This window comes from Mesorhizobium sp. LCM 4576, assembly GCF_001854815.1.
In the GTDB taxonomy this organism is placed as follows: Bacteria; Pseudomonadota; Alphaproteobacteria; order Rhizobiales; family Rhizobiaceae; genus Mesorhizobium; species Mesorhizobium plurifarium.
Genome location: NZ_MDDT01000044.1, coordinates 1 through 16094 on the forward strand (window position 1 = coordinate 1; position 16094 = coordinate 16094).

Below are 16094 nucleotides of genomic sequence, written 5' to 3' on the forward strand. Positions count from 1 at the left end.
CTCGACCGGCCCGCACCTTCACTACGAAGTGCGTCACGACGGCGAAGCAGTCGACCCGTTGCGCTTCCTGACCGTCGGCAAGAAGGTCGCGCAGTATCTTTGACCGGCTGATCCGACACCGGCGCCGGCGAAACGCTAAGCGCCGGGATCTTCCTGCCCGGCCAGGTACATCGTTGCCGCCGAAACCAGAGTAAGGACACCGCTCTTTAACGCGGCCTCGTCGACGCGGAACCTGGCGTGGTGAAGCGGGTAGACCGACCCGACCTCCTCATTGCGGATGCCGAGTCGGAAATACACCGACGGGCGTTTCTCGCTGTAGTAACCGAAGTCGTCGGCAATGCTCCATCCCTGCACGTTGAGAGCATTATCTACGCCGATGCTGGCCCTGGCGCCGGCCATGATCAGGGCCGCCATCCCGGTATTGTTGATAACGCCGGGTTCGCCCCGGTGGATGTCGATCTTTACGTTTGCGCCGTGGCTTGCAGCTATTCCTTCAAGCACCTCGCGGAGCCGGCGCCAGGCACGCTCGCGGGTGGCGTCGCTGCCGCTGCGTATTGTGCCTTTGAACGCAACCTTGCCGGCGGTTACGTTGTAGGCGTTGCCGCCGTCGATGGCGGTCACCGATATGACCAGCGGATCGTAAGGATCGGTCTCGCGCGAGACGATCTTCTGTAGCTCGCCCACCATGGAGCAGGCGATAGCTAGCGCGTCGATACCCTCATAGGGTTTTGCCGCATGCRCCGCCGAGCCGGTGACCAGCACGTCGAACGTATCGCACGCCAAAGTGTAGGGGCCGGAGCCGACGGCGACCTTGCCGGATGGCGTATAGGGGTCGACGTGGACGCAGATCGCGGCATCGACATCGTCGAGAAGCCCCTCCTCCACCACCCGTTTGCCGCCAGACGGCTCGTCCTCTTCTGCAGGTTGGAAGATGAGGCGGACCGTTCCGCCGAAACTGTCGGGTGAGCGATTGAGATGCGCGGCGACCGCGAAGCCCATCGCGGCATGGGCATCGTGACCGCAGGCATGCATCACGCCCGGATTTTCCGACGCGAAGTCGACGCCCGACTCTTCTTCGATCGGCAAGGCGTCGATATCGGCTCGGATAGCCACCTTTCGGTTCGAAGGCCGGCCGGTGCCGACGATATCGACGGCAAGCCCGTAGCCGGCCACATCGCGAATCTCGGCGATCCCCTCCTTTGCAAGCATCTCGCGCAAATAGCGCTGCGTGCCCGCTTCGCGGTTCGAGAGCTCCGGGTGGCGGTGCAAATGGCGACGGATCTCGATCATCCGATCGAGAATCCCGGCATCGATGTCGGGAGCGGTGTCGCTCGCTGAAGACGGCCGGTCAGGATTTGACATGGATATCCCGCGGGAACTTCGTCAGCGTCTCGTTGCCGGTCTCGGTCACCAGGATGGTCTCGCTGATCTCGATGCCCCAGCCGTCCATCCACATGCCCAGGATGGAATGAACGACATTGCCGGGTTGCAGCACCGTCTTGTCGCCGGGCCTCAGGCTGATCGTATGCTCGCCCCAATCCGGCGGATAGGCAACGCCGATGGAATAGCCGATGCGCGATTCCTTCTTGAGCCCGTGACGCTCTATAACCTTGCGCCAGGCAGCTTCGACCGCTTCAGCGGTCGTGCCCGGGCATACGGTATCGAGCACAGCATCCATGCCTTCGATGACGGCCTTTGCCGTGTCCGCGACGCGCGCCGGCGTCTTGCCGAGCTGCATGGTCCTGGCGAGCCCGGCGGCATAGCGGCGGCAGACGCCGGCTAGCTCGAGCGCGATCGTTTCGTCCTTTCCGAACCGCCGGTCGCTCCACATGATGTGCGGCGCGGAGGCGTTTTCGCCGCCGAGGATCGTCGGCGGCAGCGCGGTGATGTCGCCGGCAAAATCCGGGCTGCCGGCGATCTGCGCCGCCTGGATGGCGGCGATCGCGTCGCACTCGCGCACACCTGGCGCAATGACTTCGTAGGCCCGCGCGACCGCCGCCTCGGCCAGCCTTGACGCCTTGCGCAGATAGGCGATTTCAGGCGGCGATTTAACCGCGCGGATCCAGTTAACGAGCAGATCGGCGTCGTGCCATTTCGCTTTGGGCAGTCCGGCGACGAGCCGCGCATGCGCCTTCGGTGAAAAATAATAGGCTTCGAGCTCGATGCCGATATGGCGATTGCCCCAGCCCTTGGCGACGATCCAGGCCGCGATCCAGTCCATCGGATGACGGTCGGCGCGCTGAACATGGTCTTCCGGGAAGCCGACCACGTTTTCCGGCTTCATCCAGGCCGTCAGCAAGCCGCCGGCAGCATCCATGGCGCGGCCGATCCAGACCGGCTCGACCTCCTCGATCGGAACAAGCACCACCTGAGGCGTGTAGAACGACCAGCCGTCATAGCCGGTGATGTAATGCTGGTTGGCGACGTCGTTGACGATCAGGAGTTCGATACCACGCTTGGCCATCTCGGCGCGGATCTTTCCGAGCCGCTGCTGGTACTCTTCGCGGGCAAAAGGCAGTTCAATCATCTTTTCTCCTCACCGGATCGATCGGGTCGGGGGCGGCTTCCCCTGCCGCCACCATCGCGGTGGTTTTGGCGGTCGGCAATCGGCCAGGACAACGCATAGGCAGGGCCTAGCACAACAGACACGGCCTTCCCGACCGACACGGTCAGCTCCCTTACTTGAGCCGATGACGTGATCGCCGAACACGAGGGGCGATTGACTTGAGGTAAGTTGTAGGATGATATGTATCACCCAATATCCAGACATAGACGCTCATGACTCTCCAACGCCTTTCACCGGAAATCCTTGGCGCCATGGAAAGCGCCGTCGGACAGAACGGCATCGCCGCCGATCCGGCCGGAATGGCGAAGTATCTGGGCGACTGGGCCGGCGACTATCGCGGCGGGGCTCTCGCCGTGCTGCGGCCAGCTTCGGTGGCCGAGGTTCAAGCGGTAATGCGTTTGTGCGGCGAACTTGGGCTCGGCGTGATCCCACAGGGCGGCAACACCGGACTGGTGTCGGGCGCCATCGACAGCAAAGGCGGCGGCTTGGTCGTCGTCAGCCTGGAGCGGCTCAGCTCCATCCGGCAGATCGATACCGAGAATTTCACGCTGCAAGCCGATGCCGGCTGCGTGCTGCAGACGATCAAGGACGCGTGCGAGGCGCGGGATTGCCTCTTCCCGCTCGCGCTCGGCGCGCAAGGCAGCTGCCAGATCGGCGGCAATGCGGCCACCAACGCCGGCGGCGTCAACGTGTTGCGCTACGGCATGGCGCGCGACCTGATCCTAGGTCTCGAAGTGGTGCTGGCGGATGGCGAGCTCTGGAACGGCATCCGCGGCCTGCGCAAGAACAACAGCGGCTATGACCTCAAGCAGCTTTTCATCGGCTCGGAAGGCACGCTGGGCATCATCACCGGCGTCGAGGTCAAGCTGTTTCCGAAGCCGGCCAAAACAGAGACAGCCTATCTCGGCCTGGCCTCGTTCGAGGCGGCCGTCGCGCTTTTCAATCGGGCGCGCCGCGACTGTTCGGATCTGATCTCCGCCTTCGAAATCATCGGCTCGGAATGCATCGAGCTTGCCCGGCTGGTCGACCCCGCAATGAGAGCGCCGGTCTCGGCGCCAGTCCATGTGCTGATCGAATTGTCGTCCAGCGCCGCCATCGACCTCAACGGCTTGCTTGCCGGTTTCCTCGGCGATGCCATGGAAAATGGCTTGGTGACCGACGCGGTCCTCGCCGCGAGCACCGCGCAGGCCAGGAGTTTTTGGGCGATCCGCGAGGGCCTTGTCGAAGGCCAGGCGAAGCGCGGCTATCATGTGCGCACCGATCTGTCGGTAAAGATTTCCGGCATCCCTGCCTTGATCGAGCAAGCCCGCCGCTTCGTCGCGAATGACCACTCCGGCTGGATTCCTCTCGCCTACGGCCACGCCGGCGACGGCAACATCCATTTCAACGTGCTGCCGCCGCTCGAACTTGCCGAGCGCGAGGCTCGTGCGCGTGGCGCTGAGATCATCGCCGGGCTCTATGAAATCGCCATCGGCCTCGGCGGCTCGATCAGCGCGGAGCACGGAATCGGCCGCAGCCGCCGAAAGGAATTCTGGGCCGGGCTTTCGCCGACGCATCGCCGCATGGTCGCGGCACTGAAGAGCGCCCTCGACCCTAAGGGCTTGATGAATCCCGGCTGTCTGTTGCCCGTGACGGAGACTTTTCCATGAAGCAGAGACTGGCCGCCATCGGTACCGTCGAAACGCTGCCGCACCGGGTCGCGGCCTTCCTCAGCCGCGAGATCGAATCCGGCGAACTGAACCCCGGCGCGCGGCTGCCGACCGAGCAGGAGCTGTCGGAAAAATTCGGCGTCAGCCGCAACGTGGTGCGCGAGGCGATCGCCCAGCTTCGTGCCGACGGCATGATCGAGGCGCRCCAAGGCGTCGGTGCCTTCGTGCTGGCGCCCGAGCAGCGCGCCGCGATCCGCATCGACCGCGAGGCGCTCAAGGACACGCACAATATGGAGCGGCTGTTTGAGCTGCGCTGCATCCTCGAGGCCGAGTCGGCGGCGCTGGCGGCGGCGCGGCGCGGCAAAGAACATCTCGATTCGATCAAGGCGGCGCTCGACCGCATGGGCGGCGAGGAGCGCTGGGAAGAAGGCAGCATCGACGCCGACCTGCTCTTCCACCGCGAGATCGCGCGCGCCACCGGCAACAGCTACATCCACACCTTCATTTCCTTCGTCTGCGAGCAGATCCGCCACTCGATCCACTACGCCCGCATGACCAACCCGCTGCACGACCTCGTCGAGATCAATGTCGGCGAGCATGTGCGCATCTACGAGGCGCTTGTGGCGGGCGATCCTGCGGCTGCAGAAGCAGCAATGCGCGCTCACATCGTCGGCGCCGCCAACCGCRTCGGCGTCAAGTTGCCTATCCACAAAGCTGGCGGAGCGAAATAGCCATGTCGGCAAACATCACGCGCATCTCCGACGTCTGCCTGCTGGTGGAAGACATCGAGCGTACCGTTGACTTCTACGTCGACAAGCTCGGCTTCCGCCTGCGCCGCCGCGCCGAGGGCTTTGCCGATTTCCATGGCGAGGGCGTCACGCTCGCCGCCTGGGAACTCGACCACATCAACCGCCATACAGGCGTGTCGAACCTGAAGTCGCCGCGTCGCGCGCACAAGGTCTGCGTCGCCGTGCAGCTCGATGCGCCGGCCGACATCGACCGCATGCATGCCGAACTCAGCGCCAGGGGCGTGCCCTTCTACGGCCCACCCGAAGACTACGTCTGGAATGCGCGCTGCGCCTATTTCACCGACCCGGACGATACGCTCTGGGAGCTTTACGCCTGGCTCGACGGCGGCCCTGGCGACTACCACGACGAACAGCCGTAGACGACGCCGCGCCGAAGGGAGCGGCGCCTGAAGAAGAGACGAGAAAAGTCTGTAACAGGAGCGAAAAATGAGTGGGAACAGTGACTTCGAATTGAATCGTCGCGCTTTCGTGAAAGGCGGCATGGCAGCCGTGGCGGCTGCGTCCGCCGGCATGCAGCTGGTGTTGACCCCCGGCGCGAAAGCCGCCGGCAAGGTCGTCATCCAGTATGACTGGCTGATGTCCAACGGCCAGATCGGCGATATCGCGGCCRTCGCCAACGGCTATTTCAAGGATGCCGGGCTGGAGGTCGAATTCAGCCCCGGCGGCCCCAACGCTTCGACCGTTCCGCCTGTCATTTCGGGCGCCGCGCAGCTTGGACAGTTCTCGGAAACGCCACAGCTTTATTCGGCCCGCGCCAGCGGCGTGCCGATCAAGATCATCGCCTGCGGCTTCCGCACCGGTCCTTACGCACTGACGTCCAAGCCAGCCAAGCCGATCCGCAGCGTCGCGGACCTGAAGGGCAAGAAGATCGGCATCCAGCCGACGRCGCGCTTTGTCATCGACGAGATCCTGGCTAAGAATGGGGTCGATCCGTCGGAGGTGACCATCGTCAATGTCGGCTTCGACAAGGCGCCGCTGGTTCGCGGCGATGTCGACGCGATCGGCGGCTGGATCACCAACACGCAGGCGCTCAGCGTCGTCGGCGACGACCGCATCGACCTGCTGACGCGCGATCTCGGGCTGAGCTCCTACGCCGATGTCTATTTCGCGACTGACGCGGCAATCGAAAAGGATCCTGAGACGCTGGCGAAATTCATCGGCGCCGTCGGCAAAGGCTGGGGCTGGGTCCACGCCAACCCGCAGGAAGCGGTCAAGAAGATGGTCGCCGCCTATCCCGAAATGGATCTCGGCTGGGAGGAAAAGACAGTCAACCTGGTGCTGAAACTCTCCTTTGACGGCGCCACCGCCAAGGACGGCTGGGGTACGTTCGATCCAGCCTCGATCGAGGAGCAATTGGCGCTGCTCGACAAGGTCGGCCAGTATCCGAACGGTCGCCCAGCGGCCGCCGATGTCTACACCACCAAGATACTCGAACTCTCGGCCGCCGACCGGCCCAAGCTCGACGCGCCCGCCGCGTGATGCCAGACGMGATCGAAGCGCGACAGCTGGATGTCGGCTATGGCGGACGGCGGACGRCCGTCAAAGTGCTCGCCGGCCTCGACCTCACCGTCGCGGCCGGCTCCTTCCTATCGATCCTGGGGCCGTCCGGCTGCGGCAAGTCGACCTTGCTCCGCGTGGTGGCCGACCTGCTCGATCCGCTCGGAGGTACGATCAGCGTGCTTGGCGAAACACCGCACACGGTGCGCTCGCGCCGCGATGTCGGCTTCGTCTTCCAGGATTCGACCCTGCTGCCCTGGCGCACGGTGCGCGATAATGTGCGCCTGCCGCTCGGTGTCGGCCAGGGCAGGATGACGCGCAAGATCGAGGACCGCAGCGCGGAACTACTGGAATTGATGGGCCTCGGCGGCCTCAGTGAGCGCCTGCCGCATCAGCTCTCCGGTGGCCAACGCCAGCGCGTGGCGATCGCGCGTGCCTTGCTCGGCGAGCCCAAATTGCTGTTGATGGACGAACCCTTCGGCGCACTCGACGAGATCACGCGCGACCGATTGAACGACGAGCTTCTCGCGCTCTGGCGGCGCGCCGGCACGACTATCCTTTTCGTCACGCATTCCATCGCCGAGGCCGCCTATCTCGGCGAACGCGTCATCGTGCTGGCCGCCAATCCGGGACGCGTCGTCAAGGACCTCGACATGCGGCCCTTCAAGCAGGAAGGCAATCGCTGCAAGCGCGAGGATCCGGCGATCGTCGCCGCCATGGCCGATCTGCGCATGGCGCTGGAGCGCGCATCGTGAGACAGGCGCCGCTCTCTCCGCAAATGACCATTGCGCTCCCCGTCCTTGGCGCGGCTTCGATCCTGCTCGCCTGGCAATACTTGCTGCCGCTGCTCGGCGTGCCGGCCTATATCGTGCCGACGCCGACGGCGATATTCGGCGTCTTCCAGAAGAACTTTTCGCTCCTCATCGACAATCTGCGGCCGACCTTGATCGAGGCGCTGGCCGGTTTCGTCATCGGCAATCTGGCTGCCGTGCTGCTGGCCGTGCTCTTCGTCCACAGCCGCGTGCTTCAGGCCGCCTATTTCCCGATCGTGCTGTTCTTCAACACCATTCCGATCCTGGCGCTGTCGCCGATCATCATCCTGATCTTCGGTCTCGGCATGACGCCGAAGATCGTCATCGCCGCGGTGATCTGCTTCTTCCCGACGCTGGTGAACATGATCCGTGGCCTCGATTCGGCCAGCGACAACGAGCACGAGCTGTTCCGGGTGCTGTCGGCGACACGCTCGGAGATTTTCYGGAGCCTGCGCCTGCCGCGCGCGCTGCCGATGCTGTTCTCCTCGCTCAGGATYGCGTCGGCCACCGCCRTCATCGGCGCCATCGTTGGYGAGTGGATCGGCTCGGACAAAGGGCTCGGCGCGCTGATCATCCAGGCGACCTTCAACTACCAGTCCGACCGGCTTTATGCGGCGATCGTGCTGTCGTCGTCGCTGTCGATCGCGCTGTTCTGCCTCGTCGTCCTGATCGAGCGGCGAATCATCAAATACTGAGCAAGACGGCAGCCGCGCCGCGTGCCCACATATCGAGATAGGAACAGCCTCCCGATCAGGCATTCATCGCGCATTTAATCCGCCTGCGGTAGGATGCCGGCGCACAACCAAACCGGGAGACAATTCGTGTTAAAAACTTTTCACGTCTCGATCCGGGCGACGCTGGCCTTGATATGCCTGGCCGGACTGGTCGCCGCGGCGTCCGCCCYTTTCCCCGCCTCCGCCTCGGCGCAGCAGCTGCGGCGATGCGCCAATGAAGGCGGCATATGCCGCTTGCCCTATCCCACCGAAGTGGTCTACGGCGCCCGGGGCCGAACAACCTCGCGGTTTTTCGCCGTCAGGCCGTGCCGTGCTCGAATCGCCTTTTTGGCGACCCCGCTCCCGGCCGCGAGAAGGCCTGTTATTTCGTCGCGCGTGGCGGCGGCTATGGCGATAACGACAATTACGGAGACAATGACTACGGCTCACGCCCGGATCGCGGCGAATGGGTCGCCTGCGCCAGGGAGGGCGAGTTCTGCGATTTCCGCGGCCGCGCGATGGTCAGATACGGCGCACGGGGCCAGTACACGCAGGATGTTTTCAGGAACGGCGTTCGCTGCGGCAACAACGCTTTCGGCGATGATCCCGCCCCGGGCGCTCACAAGCGCTGCTACGTCCGGCAATAGCGGCCTGAACCCGGCTCATGACGGGGTGGCGGCTCTGCAAGGCCGCTGCCCCGTTCTACTTCCTGCTTGTCCAGCGGATTGGTGGGCGATGACGGGCTCGAACCGCCGACATCTTCGGTGTAAACGAAGCGCTCTACCAACTGAGCTAATCGCCCGCTTGAGCGCGGACCTTTAAGCAGTTAGGGCCGCATTCGCAAGGCCAAATGAAGGGATCGCGTGCGCCCTGCAATGCGGATTTCCCCAGGCTCGATGGCGCTGTCAAAAAACCTTCTCCTGATTGCTATAATGCTTGAATGCCGCGCTTGACACCCGCAGGCGAACCCCTTATCCAGCGCCCCAACGACGAACACGACTGACACGTGCTCGTCAGTGCGCGGGTGTAGCTCAGTCGGTTAGAGTGCCGGCCTGTCACGCCGGAGGTCGCGGGTTCGAGCCCCGTCACTCGCGCCATTAGCTTCTTGAAATATTGTATTTTCTGAACTCCCTGCTGACAATCCGACAGCGCCCGCCACCGCGTTGGTCGCCGCCGCTGCCGCCACCTGAGAAAGTCGCAGTGAGGACCCGGGTCCGCGATTGATCTGCTCGCCTAAAGCGTGTCTCCCGAAAGTGGGAACCGGTTTCGGGACAAAGACATGCGCAAAGTCAAAAGCCTAAAGCGCAGGGAGGAATCTGAAAGGTCGCGACGCGCTTTAGGTCAAAAGGGCTTACCCTGCTGCCATTCTTGCCCTGGCCAGACCGAGCTGCCCCTACGGAATAAGGGGCTATATCTTTTCGTTATTCGGACCTATGCCATTGGAAGCGAGGACCTCGGTCGATTGCGGACTTGCTGGCAAATCGACAGTCTGCGCCCGCGCCGGCTGATAAACCCCAAGCCCCCGCCCATCGGTCGGTGCATAGCCCGGCTTGCGAACCTGAAAAACAAAGCAAGCCGGGCTCGCTTGGACCGAAACTTAGTAGCGCCGCATGATCACTAGCATCCTCATAGCATGGCTCATCCTCCAGCCTGCCAGCATCATCGTCGGCAAGTCCATCGCCTTCGGGAGCGAGTGATCGTAATCAGCACCCCGGTAATTGGCGGGAAGAAAAGTCAGCTCGGTCGGCGACGCAACGGCGGGCACATCCCGCCGTCTCGATCTCCCRCCATCACCCGTTCCAGCTGACCAGCCCCAGCAGCCTTTCGCCGAGCGGCGTCAGCTTTGCCGTCTCGGCGTTTCTCTTCTCCCAGCCGCGCGGATCACCCGCAAAGCCGGCGCGCTGCGGCGCCTCGCGCTCGCGCCAGGATCGGATTCGTGCCTCGCGCTCGACGAGATTGCCCTCATCGGCGGGGAACATGGAGATGTACTGCGCCATCCGCACCTTGTCGTCGGACGTGTTCGGCGCCACGCCATGCGCCAGCAGCGAGTTGAAGATCATCAGGTCGCCCGGGAAAAGCTCGAGCTTCTCGATCCTGTCCTCGATTCCCCTCATGTCCGGATGATGCGGATCGCGGTCGGCGGGTTGCGTCTTCACCCACTCGTCGAAATGCTCGAACAGATAGGGCACGCATTGGAAGCCACCTATGTCGCCGCCGTCCTGGTGGACCAGCGAGAGCACACCCTGCACCGAGATCGGCTTGGGCTCGAGCGAGGTATCGGCATCCCAGTGGATGAAGCCGGGAGACGCGCGCTTGCCTTTGTTGGGCGTGTTGAGGTTGGCGCGGTCGATGGCGACCCACAGATCCTCCATGTCCCACATGTCGACGAAAGCGTCGTAGACGCGGCGCGCCATGCGGTTGTCCCACAGGAACTGATGGTTGTAGATCTCGACCATGCCGGCATTGTTGATTTCCTTCAGCGCGTAATCGCGCCGCTGGGTGACGTCCCAGGTCGCCGGATCGCTGGGGTCTTTCTCCTCGAATTGCCAAAGCAGCGCCTTGAGACGCTCGACATTTTCCTGCGGCACCRCATTGCGCACAATAACGAAGCCCCGCTTCTGCCAGTGTGCGAAATCCGCATCTGAAAGCACACGCAGCGGAAGCGTTTTCTTGATTCTGGACAGTTGGGTCGTCGCCCGGCTGGATGTCGGATGATCGTCCTTCGTGATGTCTTTCGCGTGGGCCATCGATTTCCTCCTCGACCTTGTCTTGCCGCACATGAGGCTAACCGAACGACAGGCATGCATGTTGTCCCTGACAGGCCTGAAATGATACTATTCTGGCGTCCATCGTCGTCCTAACGCCGTTCGAGGCGATTTTTTTGGAGGCCGGCCGTGAAGCCATATCTGGAGAAAGTCACCGTCGCCGATGACGCGTCATGGTCGATGGTAAGGGTGCCGCGCGACCCGACCATTCCGTTCGAATGGCACCATCATCCGGAATATGAGCTGACGCTCACGCTGAACTCGCGCGGCCGCCGCTTCATCGGCGACCATGTCRGCGGCTATGACGATGGCGATCTCGYGCTGCTCGGCCMTAATCTGCCGCACACCTGGTCGTCGACGAGCAAGCTCGATGGCGGTAGRCCGCATCTGGTCATGGTCATCTGGTTCCGGCCCGAATGGGCGCGTGCATTGACCGGGCTTCTGACGGAACTGCGGCCGGTTGCCGGCTTGTTGGACCGGTCGGCGCGCGGGCTGAAATTCTCCCAAGGCGCAACGGAGCGCGTCAGGGCGCGGATCGAAGCGATCTTCGACAAGCCGCCCGCGGACCGGCTGCTCGACCTGATCTCGGTGCTGCTGACGCTCGCCGAGGACGACGCGGCCGAGCCGCTTACGGCGCCGTCCCGTTCGCCCCAGTCCACTCTCGCCTCGAGCGGCGCGCGCATAGACCGCGTCCTGGACTATCTGCACGCRCACTACACTGACGATCTCAGGATTGATCACCTCGCGCGCCTCGCCGCGCTCAGCCCGTCGGGTTTTCACCGCATGTTCACGCGGCACACGCGCCTGACCCTGGTCGAATATGTGACGCGGCTGCGCATCGGCGAAGCATGCGCCCTCCTCGCGGAACAAGACAAGCCGATTGCCCACATCGCCGAGCTGGTCGGCTATCGATCGCTGGCCAATTTCGGGCRCCAATTCAAGGCGTTGAAGGGGCTGACGCCGCGCGAATATCGCAACCGCTTTGCCGGCTGATGCCTTTCTCGGAACCATTCCAACCTTGTCCCGTTCAGCCCTCGGGCGAAAAACGGGAGAGATCAGATGGCTGTGAGATGCCGTATTTCCATCGACGATGCCAGGGATGTGGACGAGTTGGCGTTTCAGGAATTGYCGCGCGTCGGCGAAAGCGTTTCGATGCCGGTTGAAGGATCGAACCAAGACCTCAGGGTTCTGCGCGTCGTGCATATGCCCGGCAGCGAGCAAGGCGCGACGACGATGCTGGAGCTGACCAGCAGGATTCTGTAACGCAACATCCGAGATCATTCGCCCAATATGACGCCGGAAGCGATAATCTGGGCCGTCCGCGCGGTGAGCTTCTGGCGCTTCACGAGCGTGGGTTTTTCGTATGGTTTTTTCATCCTGCCGTTCCGGTGTCGCCGACCAGGAGGATGAACGCGCTCGGCTCAGCTGCGTTCCGGGTCAAGAAGCCGCTAATAGACCGCGCGAACCATGAGTTCACGTCTTAACGAGCAGCGCCTCGACCTCCTGCAGCGTCGGCATCGACGGCGCGGTGCCGTGGCGCGTCACCGAAATGCCGGCGACCGCGCAGGCAAAGCGCACGGCCTCGAGTGGCTCGACGCCCTTTGCCAAAGCGGCGGCGAGACCGCCATTGAACGCATCGCCCGCCCCCGTCGTCTCGATCACCGGACCGGCATTGAACGCGTCGACATGTTCGGATCGGTCCTTGGTGTGCAACAGCGCGCCTTTTTCGCCGAGCGTCACGATGACGGCGCCGACACCCTTGGCCAGCAGGGCGTCGGCGGCGCGACGGGCATCGTCGATCGAGGAGACGTTGATGCCGGTCAAACCTTCGGCCTCGGTCTCGTTGGGCGTGACATAGTCGCAGAGCGTATAGATCCGGTCGGGCAGGCTGGCGGCCGGCGCGGGATTGAGGATGGTCGTCACCCCTGCCCCGCGCGCGATTTCCAGCGCCTTCAGGGCCGCATCGATCGGCTGTTCGAGCTGGGTGACGAAGACGCCGGCGGAGCGAATGAGCTCGGCATGCGCCTCGATGTCGGCCGGAGAGATCAGCATTGCCGCGCCCGGACTGACGATGATGGCATTGTTGCCGGTGCCTTCCTCGACGAAGATATAGGCAGCGCCCGTATAGCTGTCCGGCGTGTCGATGACGGCGCTTTTCACGCCCGCGTCCTTCCAGGTCTGTTTGGCCATGTCGGCGAAAGCGTCGACGCCGAGACGCGTCAGGAAGGTGATGTCGGCGCCAAGCTTACCTGCCGCCACCGCCTGGTTCGAGCCCTTGCCGCCCGGTCCGAGCTTGAAGGAATTGCCGAGGATCGTCTCGCCCATCCGCGGCTGGCGATCGGCGCGATACGCCGTGTCGGCGACGAACACGCCCAAAATCACGACAGGCTTCATGACGACGGGCTTGCCGGTGGCCATGTCTTTACTCCGCATCCGGCGGCAYGACGCCCTTGCGGAAGGCAAAGCAGCCATAGAAGCGGCGCTCGCCGGTCTGGATCACGCAATAGGCCTTCTTGGAGCGCTCGTAGAAGGCGTAGCGCTCGATCGAGATCATCGGCCAGGGCTTGCCCTCGGCCGCGTCGATCTCCTTCTGCACCTCCTTCTGCACCGGCGGGATTTCGTTCGGCTTGCCGACGATCTCCATACGCGCCGCCGCGTCGTTGACGAAAGTATCCAGCGGCAAGACCGACAGCACCGCCTTCACCACGTCGGCCGCCGTCGCATCGATGCGCAACAGCTTGCCGAGCACGGTCTGCCGCGCCACTGAATCGGACGGGAAATTGGTATCGGCGATGATCAGGTCGTCGCCATGGCCCATCGCCCGCAGCGCCTGGAGCACATCGGCATTGAGCAGCGGATTGATCCCTTTGAGCATGGTTTCCTCTTGAAGGGTTGATGCGGTCTGGAGCAATTCCAGGAAAAGTGTGAGCGGTTTTCCGTCCGGAATTGGGTAAAGTTCTAAAGACGCTTGCCGGTCCCGGCGTCGAAGAGGTGGACCTGGTCGAGGCGCGGCCTGAGCTTGAGCGTGTCGCCCGGCTTGAAGTCGTGGCGCTCGCGAAACAGCGCCACCATCTCGCCCTCGCCGAAACGCACGAAGGCCAGGGTCTCGGAGCCGGTCGGCTCGACCACCGAGACCTTGGACTCGACGCCGTCCGGATGGATCTCCAGATGTTCCGGCCGCACGCCATAGACGACGGCCTGGCCGTCCTCGGCAGCGACACCCGATGGCATCGGGAACGCCGTCCCGGCGATCTCTACAACCGGCTTCTCGGCTTTCTTTACAGTCCCCTTGAGCAAGTTCATCGAAGGCGAACCGATGAAGCCGGCGACGAAAAGGTTCGCCGGCCGATCGAACAGTTCAAGCGGCGCGCCGACCTGCTCGATGCGGCCGTCGCGCATCACGACGATCTTGTCGGCCATGGTCATGGCCTCGATCTGGTCGTGAGTGACGTAGATGGTGGTCGTCTTCAGCCGCTGGTGCARTTCCTTGATCTCGGTGCGCATCTGCACGCGCAGCTTGGCGTCGAGGTTGGAAAGCGGCTCATCGAACAGGAACACCTGCGGATTGCGCACGATGGYGCGGCCCATGGCGACGCGCTGGCGCTGGCCGCCGGAAAGCTGGCGCGGGTAGCGCTTGAGATAGGGCGCGAGGTCGAGGATGTCGGCGGCGCGCTTGACCCGCTCGGCGACGACGGCCGGATCCGTGCCGCGCAGTTTCAGCGCGAAGGCCATGTTCTGCTCCACCGTCTTGTGCGGATAGAGCGCGTAATTCTGGAACACCATGGCGATGTCGCGCTTCGCCGGCGGCAGGTTGTTGACGACGCGGTCGCCGATCGAGATCGTGCCGCCGGAAACCGTCTCCAGCCCGGCCACCATCCTCAACAGCGTGGACTTGCCGCATCCTGAAGGGCCGACCAGCACGACGAACTGCCCGTCGGCAATATCGACGCTGACCTCATGCAGGACCTTGACGGTTCCGAACGCCTTGGCCACACTGCTGATCGCGACTTGAGCCATCGTCTCCCCTTTATCTTTTGCGGTGAAGCTAGCCATTGCCGGCGGCAACGGCAAGTCGGTATCTTATAGATAAAAAGCCAATCTTGTTGACAAGGTAATCGATTACGCGAATAGTGGCGAGTGCCAATCCGAGAGCAGGCCTGTTACCCTGAGATCGGAGCTCCGGCGACGCAGGGTGGGGTCCCACGTCCCCGTATGATCGAGGAGAACCGAGAGACGTTTCGACGTCCGAGAGATTGGCCACTTCAATTCAATCGCTGTTGTTCTGGGAGGAACCTGTAGATGAGAGTCGACCTGTATGAAAAACTGATGCGCGCCGGCGCGAGCCGCCGCGATGTGCTGAAGGGTGCTGCCTCCATGGCGGCAATCGCCGCCGCCTCCGGCGCCGGACTCGGTGCGCTGACGAGGCCGGCCGCGGCCGATGACAGCCTGCGTGCGAAAATCCTGCAGATCCCAGGCGTCGGCAAGGGCCAGCCGACCGATGCCGACTTCCAGAAGGTCGGTGAGCTCTGCCTCGAAGCGACCAAGGCCAATGTCAAGGAAGGCGAGTTCGCCGGCGTCGAGCTCACCTTCATGGGCCTCAACAACCAGAACCTGCACAACGTGCTGTTCCGCGGCTTCCTGAAGCCGTGGGAGGCCTATACGGGCGCCAAGATCAGCTGGATCGACCTCGCCCAGGCCGACTACAACGCCCGCCTGCAGCAGTCCATCGCAACCAAGACCGTCGACTTCGACATCATCGAGATGGGCGCGCCTTTCGAAGGCGACGTCTGCGGCAAGGGCCTGACCTCCGAGATGCCCGACTGGGTCAAGAAGCAGATCGACTTCGACGACCTCGTCAACTACCTGAAACCGCCGGTCGGCACCTGGGACGGCAAGCAGTATCGCGTGACCATCGACGGCGACACGCACAATTTCAACTACCGCACCGACGTGTTCTCCGACTCCGAGCTGGCGGCGGCGTGGAAAGCCGATGGCGGCGACAAGGCCGGCCTGACGGAATGGGGCGTGCCCAAGACCTGGCAGCAGGTGCAGGCCGTGACCAAGTTCCTCAAGGGCAAGAAATTCAAGGGCCAGGACGTCTACGGCTATCTCGACGCGCCCAAGCCCTGGGGCGGTTTCGGCTTCTATTTCCTCGGCAGCCGCGCCACAGCCTATGCCAAGCATCCCGATGACAAGGCCTGGCTGTTCGATGCCGACACGATGAAGCCCCGCATCAACAATCCGGCCTGGGTGCGCGCCATCCAGGACGTGATCGACGCCTTG

At 63.4% G+C, this 16094-nt stretch carries 17 protein-coding genes and 2 tRNA genes; 12 read left to right on the top strand and 7 right to left on the bottom strand.

Features of this window, described 5'->3' with window-relative positions; genetic code table 11:
• On the top strand, window positions 1-103 hold a 103-nt coding region (locus LCM4576_RS37270; protein WP_244510894.1), incomplete at its 5' end, for a M23 family metallopeptidase.
• Window positions 104-135: 32 nt separating this feature from the next.
• Here LCM4576_RS37270 and LCM4576_RS23235 read toward each other — a convergent pair.
• Together LCM4576_RS23235 and LCM4576_RS23240 are read right to left on the bottom strand one after the other, a co-directional pair.
• Complete coding sequence (locus tag LCM4576_RS23235) at window positions 136-1362, bottom strand: M20 family metallopeptidase (protein ID WP_071034845.1); 1227 nt, start codon at window positions 1360-1362, stop codon at window positions 136-138.
• A complete protein-coding gene (locus LCM4576_RS23240) occupies window positions 1349-2527 on the bottom strand; it encodes a M24 family metallopeptidase (RefSeq protein ID WP_071034846.1) in 1179 nt (392 codons plus the stop codon). The genes LCM4576_RS23235 and LCM4576_RS23240 overlap by 14 nt, the downstream gene beginning before the upstream one ends.
• 251 nt (window positions 2528-2778) lie before the next feature.
• Between LCM4576_RS23240 and LCM4576_RS23245 the strand changes: the two genes are divergently transcribed.
• The 7 genes from LCM4576_RS23245 to LCM4576_RS23275 all read left to right on the top strand — a co-directional run bounded on the left by LCM4576_RS23245 (window position 2779) and on the right by LCM4576_RS23275 (window position 8693).
• Window positions 2779-4215 (top strand): FAD-binding oxidoreductase, encoded by a 1437-nt coding sequence (locus LCM4576_RS23245; RefSeq protein WP_071034847.1) that lies wholly within the window; start codon window positions 2779-2781, stop codon window positions 4213-4215.
• Complete coding sequence (locus LCM4576_RS23250; protein ID WP_071034848.1) at window positions 4212-4946, top strand: FadR/GntR family transcriptional regulator; 735 nt, start codon at window positions 4212-4214, stop codon at window positions 4944-4946. The genes LCM4576_RS23245 and LCM4576_RS23250 overlap by 4 nt, the downstream gene beginning before the upstream one ends.
• Window positions 4947-4948: 2 nt before the next feature.
• Window positions 4949-5383 carry a VOC family protein gene (locus LCM4576_RS23255; RefSeq protein WP_041008744.1) on the top strand — a complete coding sequence of 145 codons (435 nt, stop codon included), beginning with the start codon at window positions 4949-4951 and terminating at the stop codon, window positions 5381-5383.
• A gap of 67 nt (window positions 5384-5450) precedes the next feature.
• On the top strand, window positions 5451-6503 hold the full coding sequence (locus LCM4576_RS23260) for an ABC transporter substrate-binding protein (RefSeq protein ID WP_198540306.1): 1053 nt from the start codon (window positions 5451-5453) through the stop codon (window positions 6501-6503).
• Complete coding sequence (locus LCM4576_RS23265) at window positions 6503-7276, top strand: ABC transporter ATP-binding protein (protein ID WP_071034850.1); 774 nt, start codon at window positions 6503-6505, stop codon at window positions 7274-7276. The genes LCM4576_RS23260 and LCM4576_RS23265 overlap by 1 nt, the downstream gene beginning before the upstream one ends.
• On the top strand, window positions 7273-8028 hold the full coding sequence (locus tag LCM4576_RS23270) for an ABC transporter permease (RefSeq protein WP_071034851.1): 756 nt from the start codon (window positions 7273-7275) through the stop codon (window positions 8026-8028). The genes LCM4576_RS23265 and LCM4576_RS23270 overlap by 4 nt, the downstream gene beginning before the upstream one ends.
• A 266-nt stretch (window positions 8029-8294) precedes the next feature.
• Entirely contained in the window at window positions 8295-8693 is a 399-nt protein-coding gene (locus LCM4576_RS23275; protein ID WP_320411870.1) for a hypothetical protein, read from the top strand.
• A gap of 79 nt (window positions 8694-8772) precedes the next feature.
• On the opposite strand, the gene LCM4576_RS23280 is transcribed toward LCM4576_RS23275, so the two are convergent.
• Window positions 8773-8848, bottom strand: a tRNA-Val gene (locus LCM4576_RS23280).
• 218 nt (window positions 8849-9066) lie between these two features.
• Between LCM4576_RS23280 and LCM4576_RS23285 the strand changes: the two genes are divergently transcribed.
• Window positions 9067-9143 (top strand) — tRNA-Asp (locus LCM4576_RS23285).
• Between the two features lie 693 nt (window positions 9144-9836).
• Here LCM4576_RS23285 and LCM4576_RS23290 read toward each other — a convergent pair.
• Entirely contained in the window at window positions 9837-10793 is a 957-nt protein-coding gene (locus LCM4576_RS23290) for a phytanoyl-CoA dioxygenase family protein (protein WP_071034852.1), read from the bottom strand.
• A gap of 147 nt (window positions 10794-10940) precedes the next feature.
• On the opposite strand from LCM4576_RS23290, the gene LCM4576_RS23295 reads away from it, so the two are divergent.
• Both LCM4576_RS23295 and LCM4576_RS23300 read left to right on the top strand, forming a co-directional pair.
• Window positions 10941-11804, top strand: coding sequence for an AraC family transcriptional regulator (locus LCM4576_RS23295; protein ID WP_071034853.1), 864 nt, complete (start codon window positions 10941-10943; stop codon window positions 11802-11804).
• Between the two features lie 66 nt (window positions 11805-11870).
• Complete coding sequence (locus tag LCM4576_RS23300) at window positions 11871-12074, top strand: hypothetical protein (RefSeq protein WP_071034854.1); 204 nt, start codon at window positions 11871-11873, stop codon at window positions 12072-12074.
• 210 nt (window positions 12075-12284) lie between these two features.
• On the opposite strand, the gene rbsK is transcribed toward LCM4576_RS23300, so the two are convergent.
• The 3 genes from rbsK to LCM4576_RS23315 form a co-directional block, all read right to left on the bottom strand.
• A complete protein-coding gene (gene rbsK, locus LCM4576_RS23305; protein ID WP_071034855.1) occupies window positions 12285-13229 on the bottom strand; it encodes a ribokinase in 945 nt (314 codons plus the stop codon).
• A 4-nt stretch (window positions 13230-13233) separates the two neighbouring features.
• Window positions 13234-13686: an RbsD/FucU family protein gene (locus LCM4576_RS23310; protein ID WP_071034856.1), complete on the bottom strand. Its 453-nt coding sequence runs from the start codon at window positions 13684-13686 to the stop codon at window positions 13234-13236.
• An 83-nt stretch (window positions 13687-13769) separates the two neighbouring features.
• Complete coding sequence (locus tag LCM4576_RS23315) at window positions 13770-14828, bottom strand: ABC transporter ATP-binding protein (protein ID WP_071034857.1); 1059 nt, start codon at window positions 14826-14828, stop codon at window positions 13770-13772.
• A gap of 282 nt (window positions 14829-15110) precedes the next feature.
• On the opposite strand from LCM4576_RS23315, the gene LCM4576_RS23320 reads away from it, so the two are divergent.
• The coding region (locus LCM4576_RS23320; protein WP_116397993.1) for an extracellular solute-binding protein at window positions 15111-16094 on the top strand (984 nt) is incomplete at its 3' end.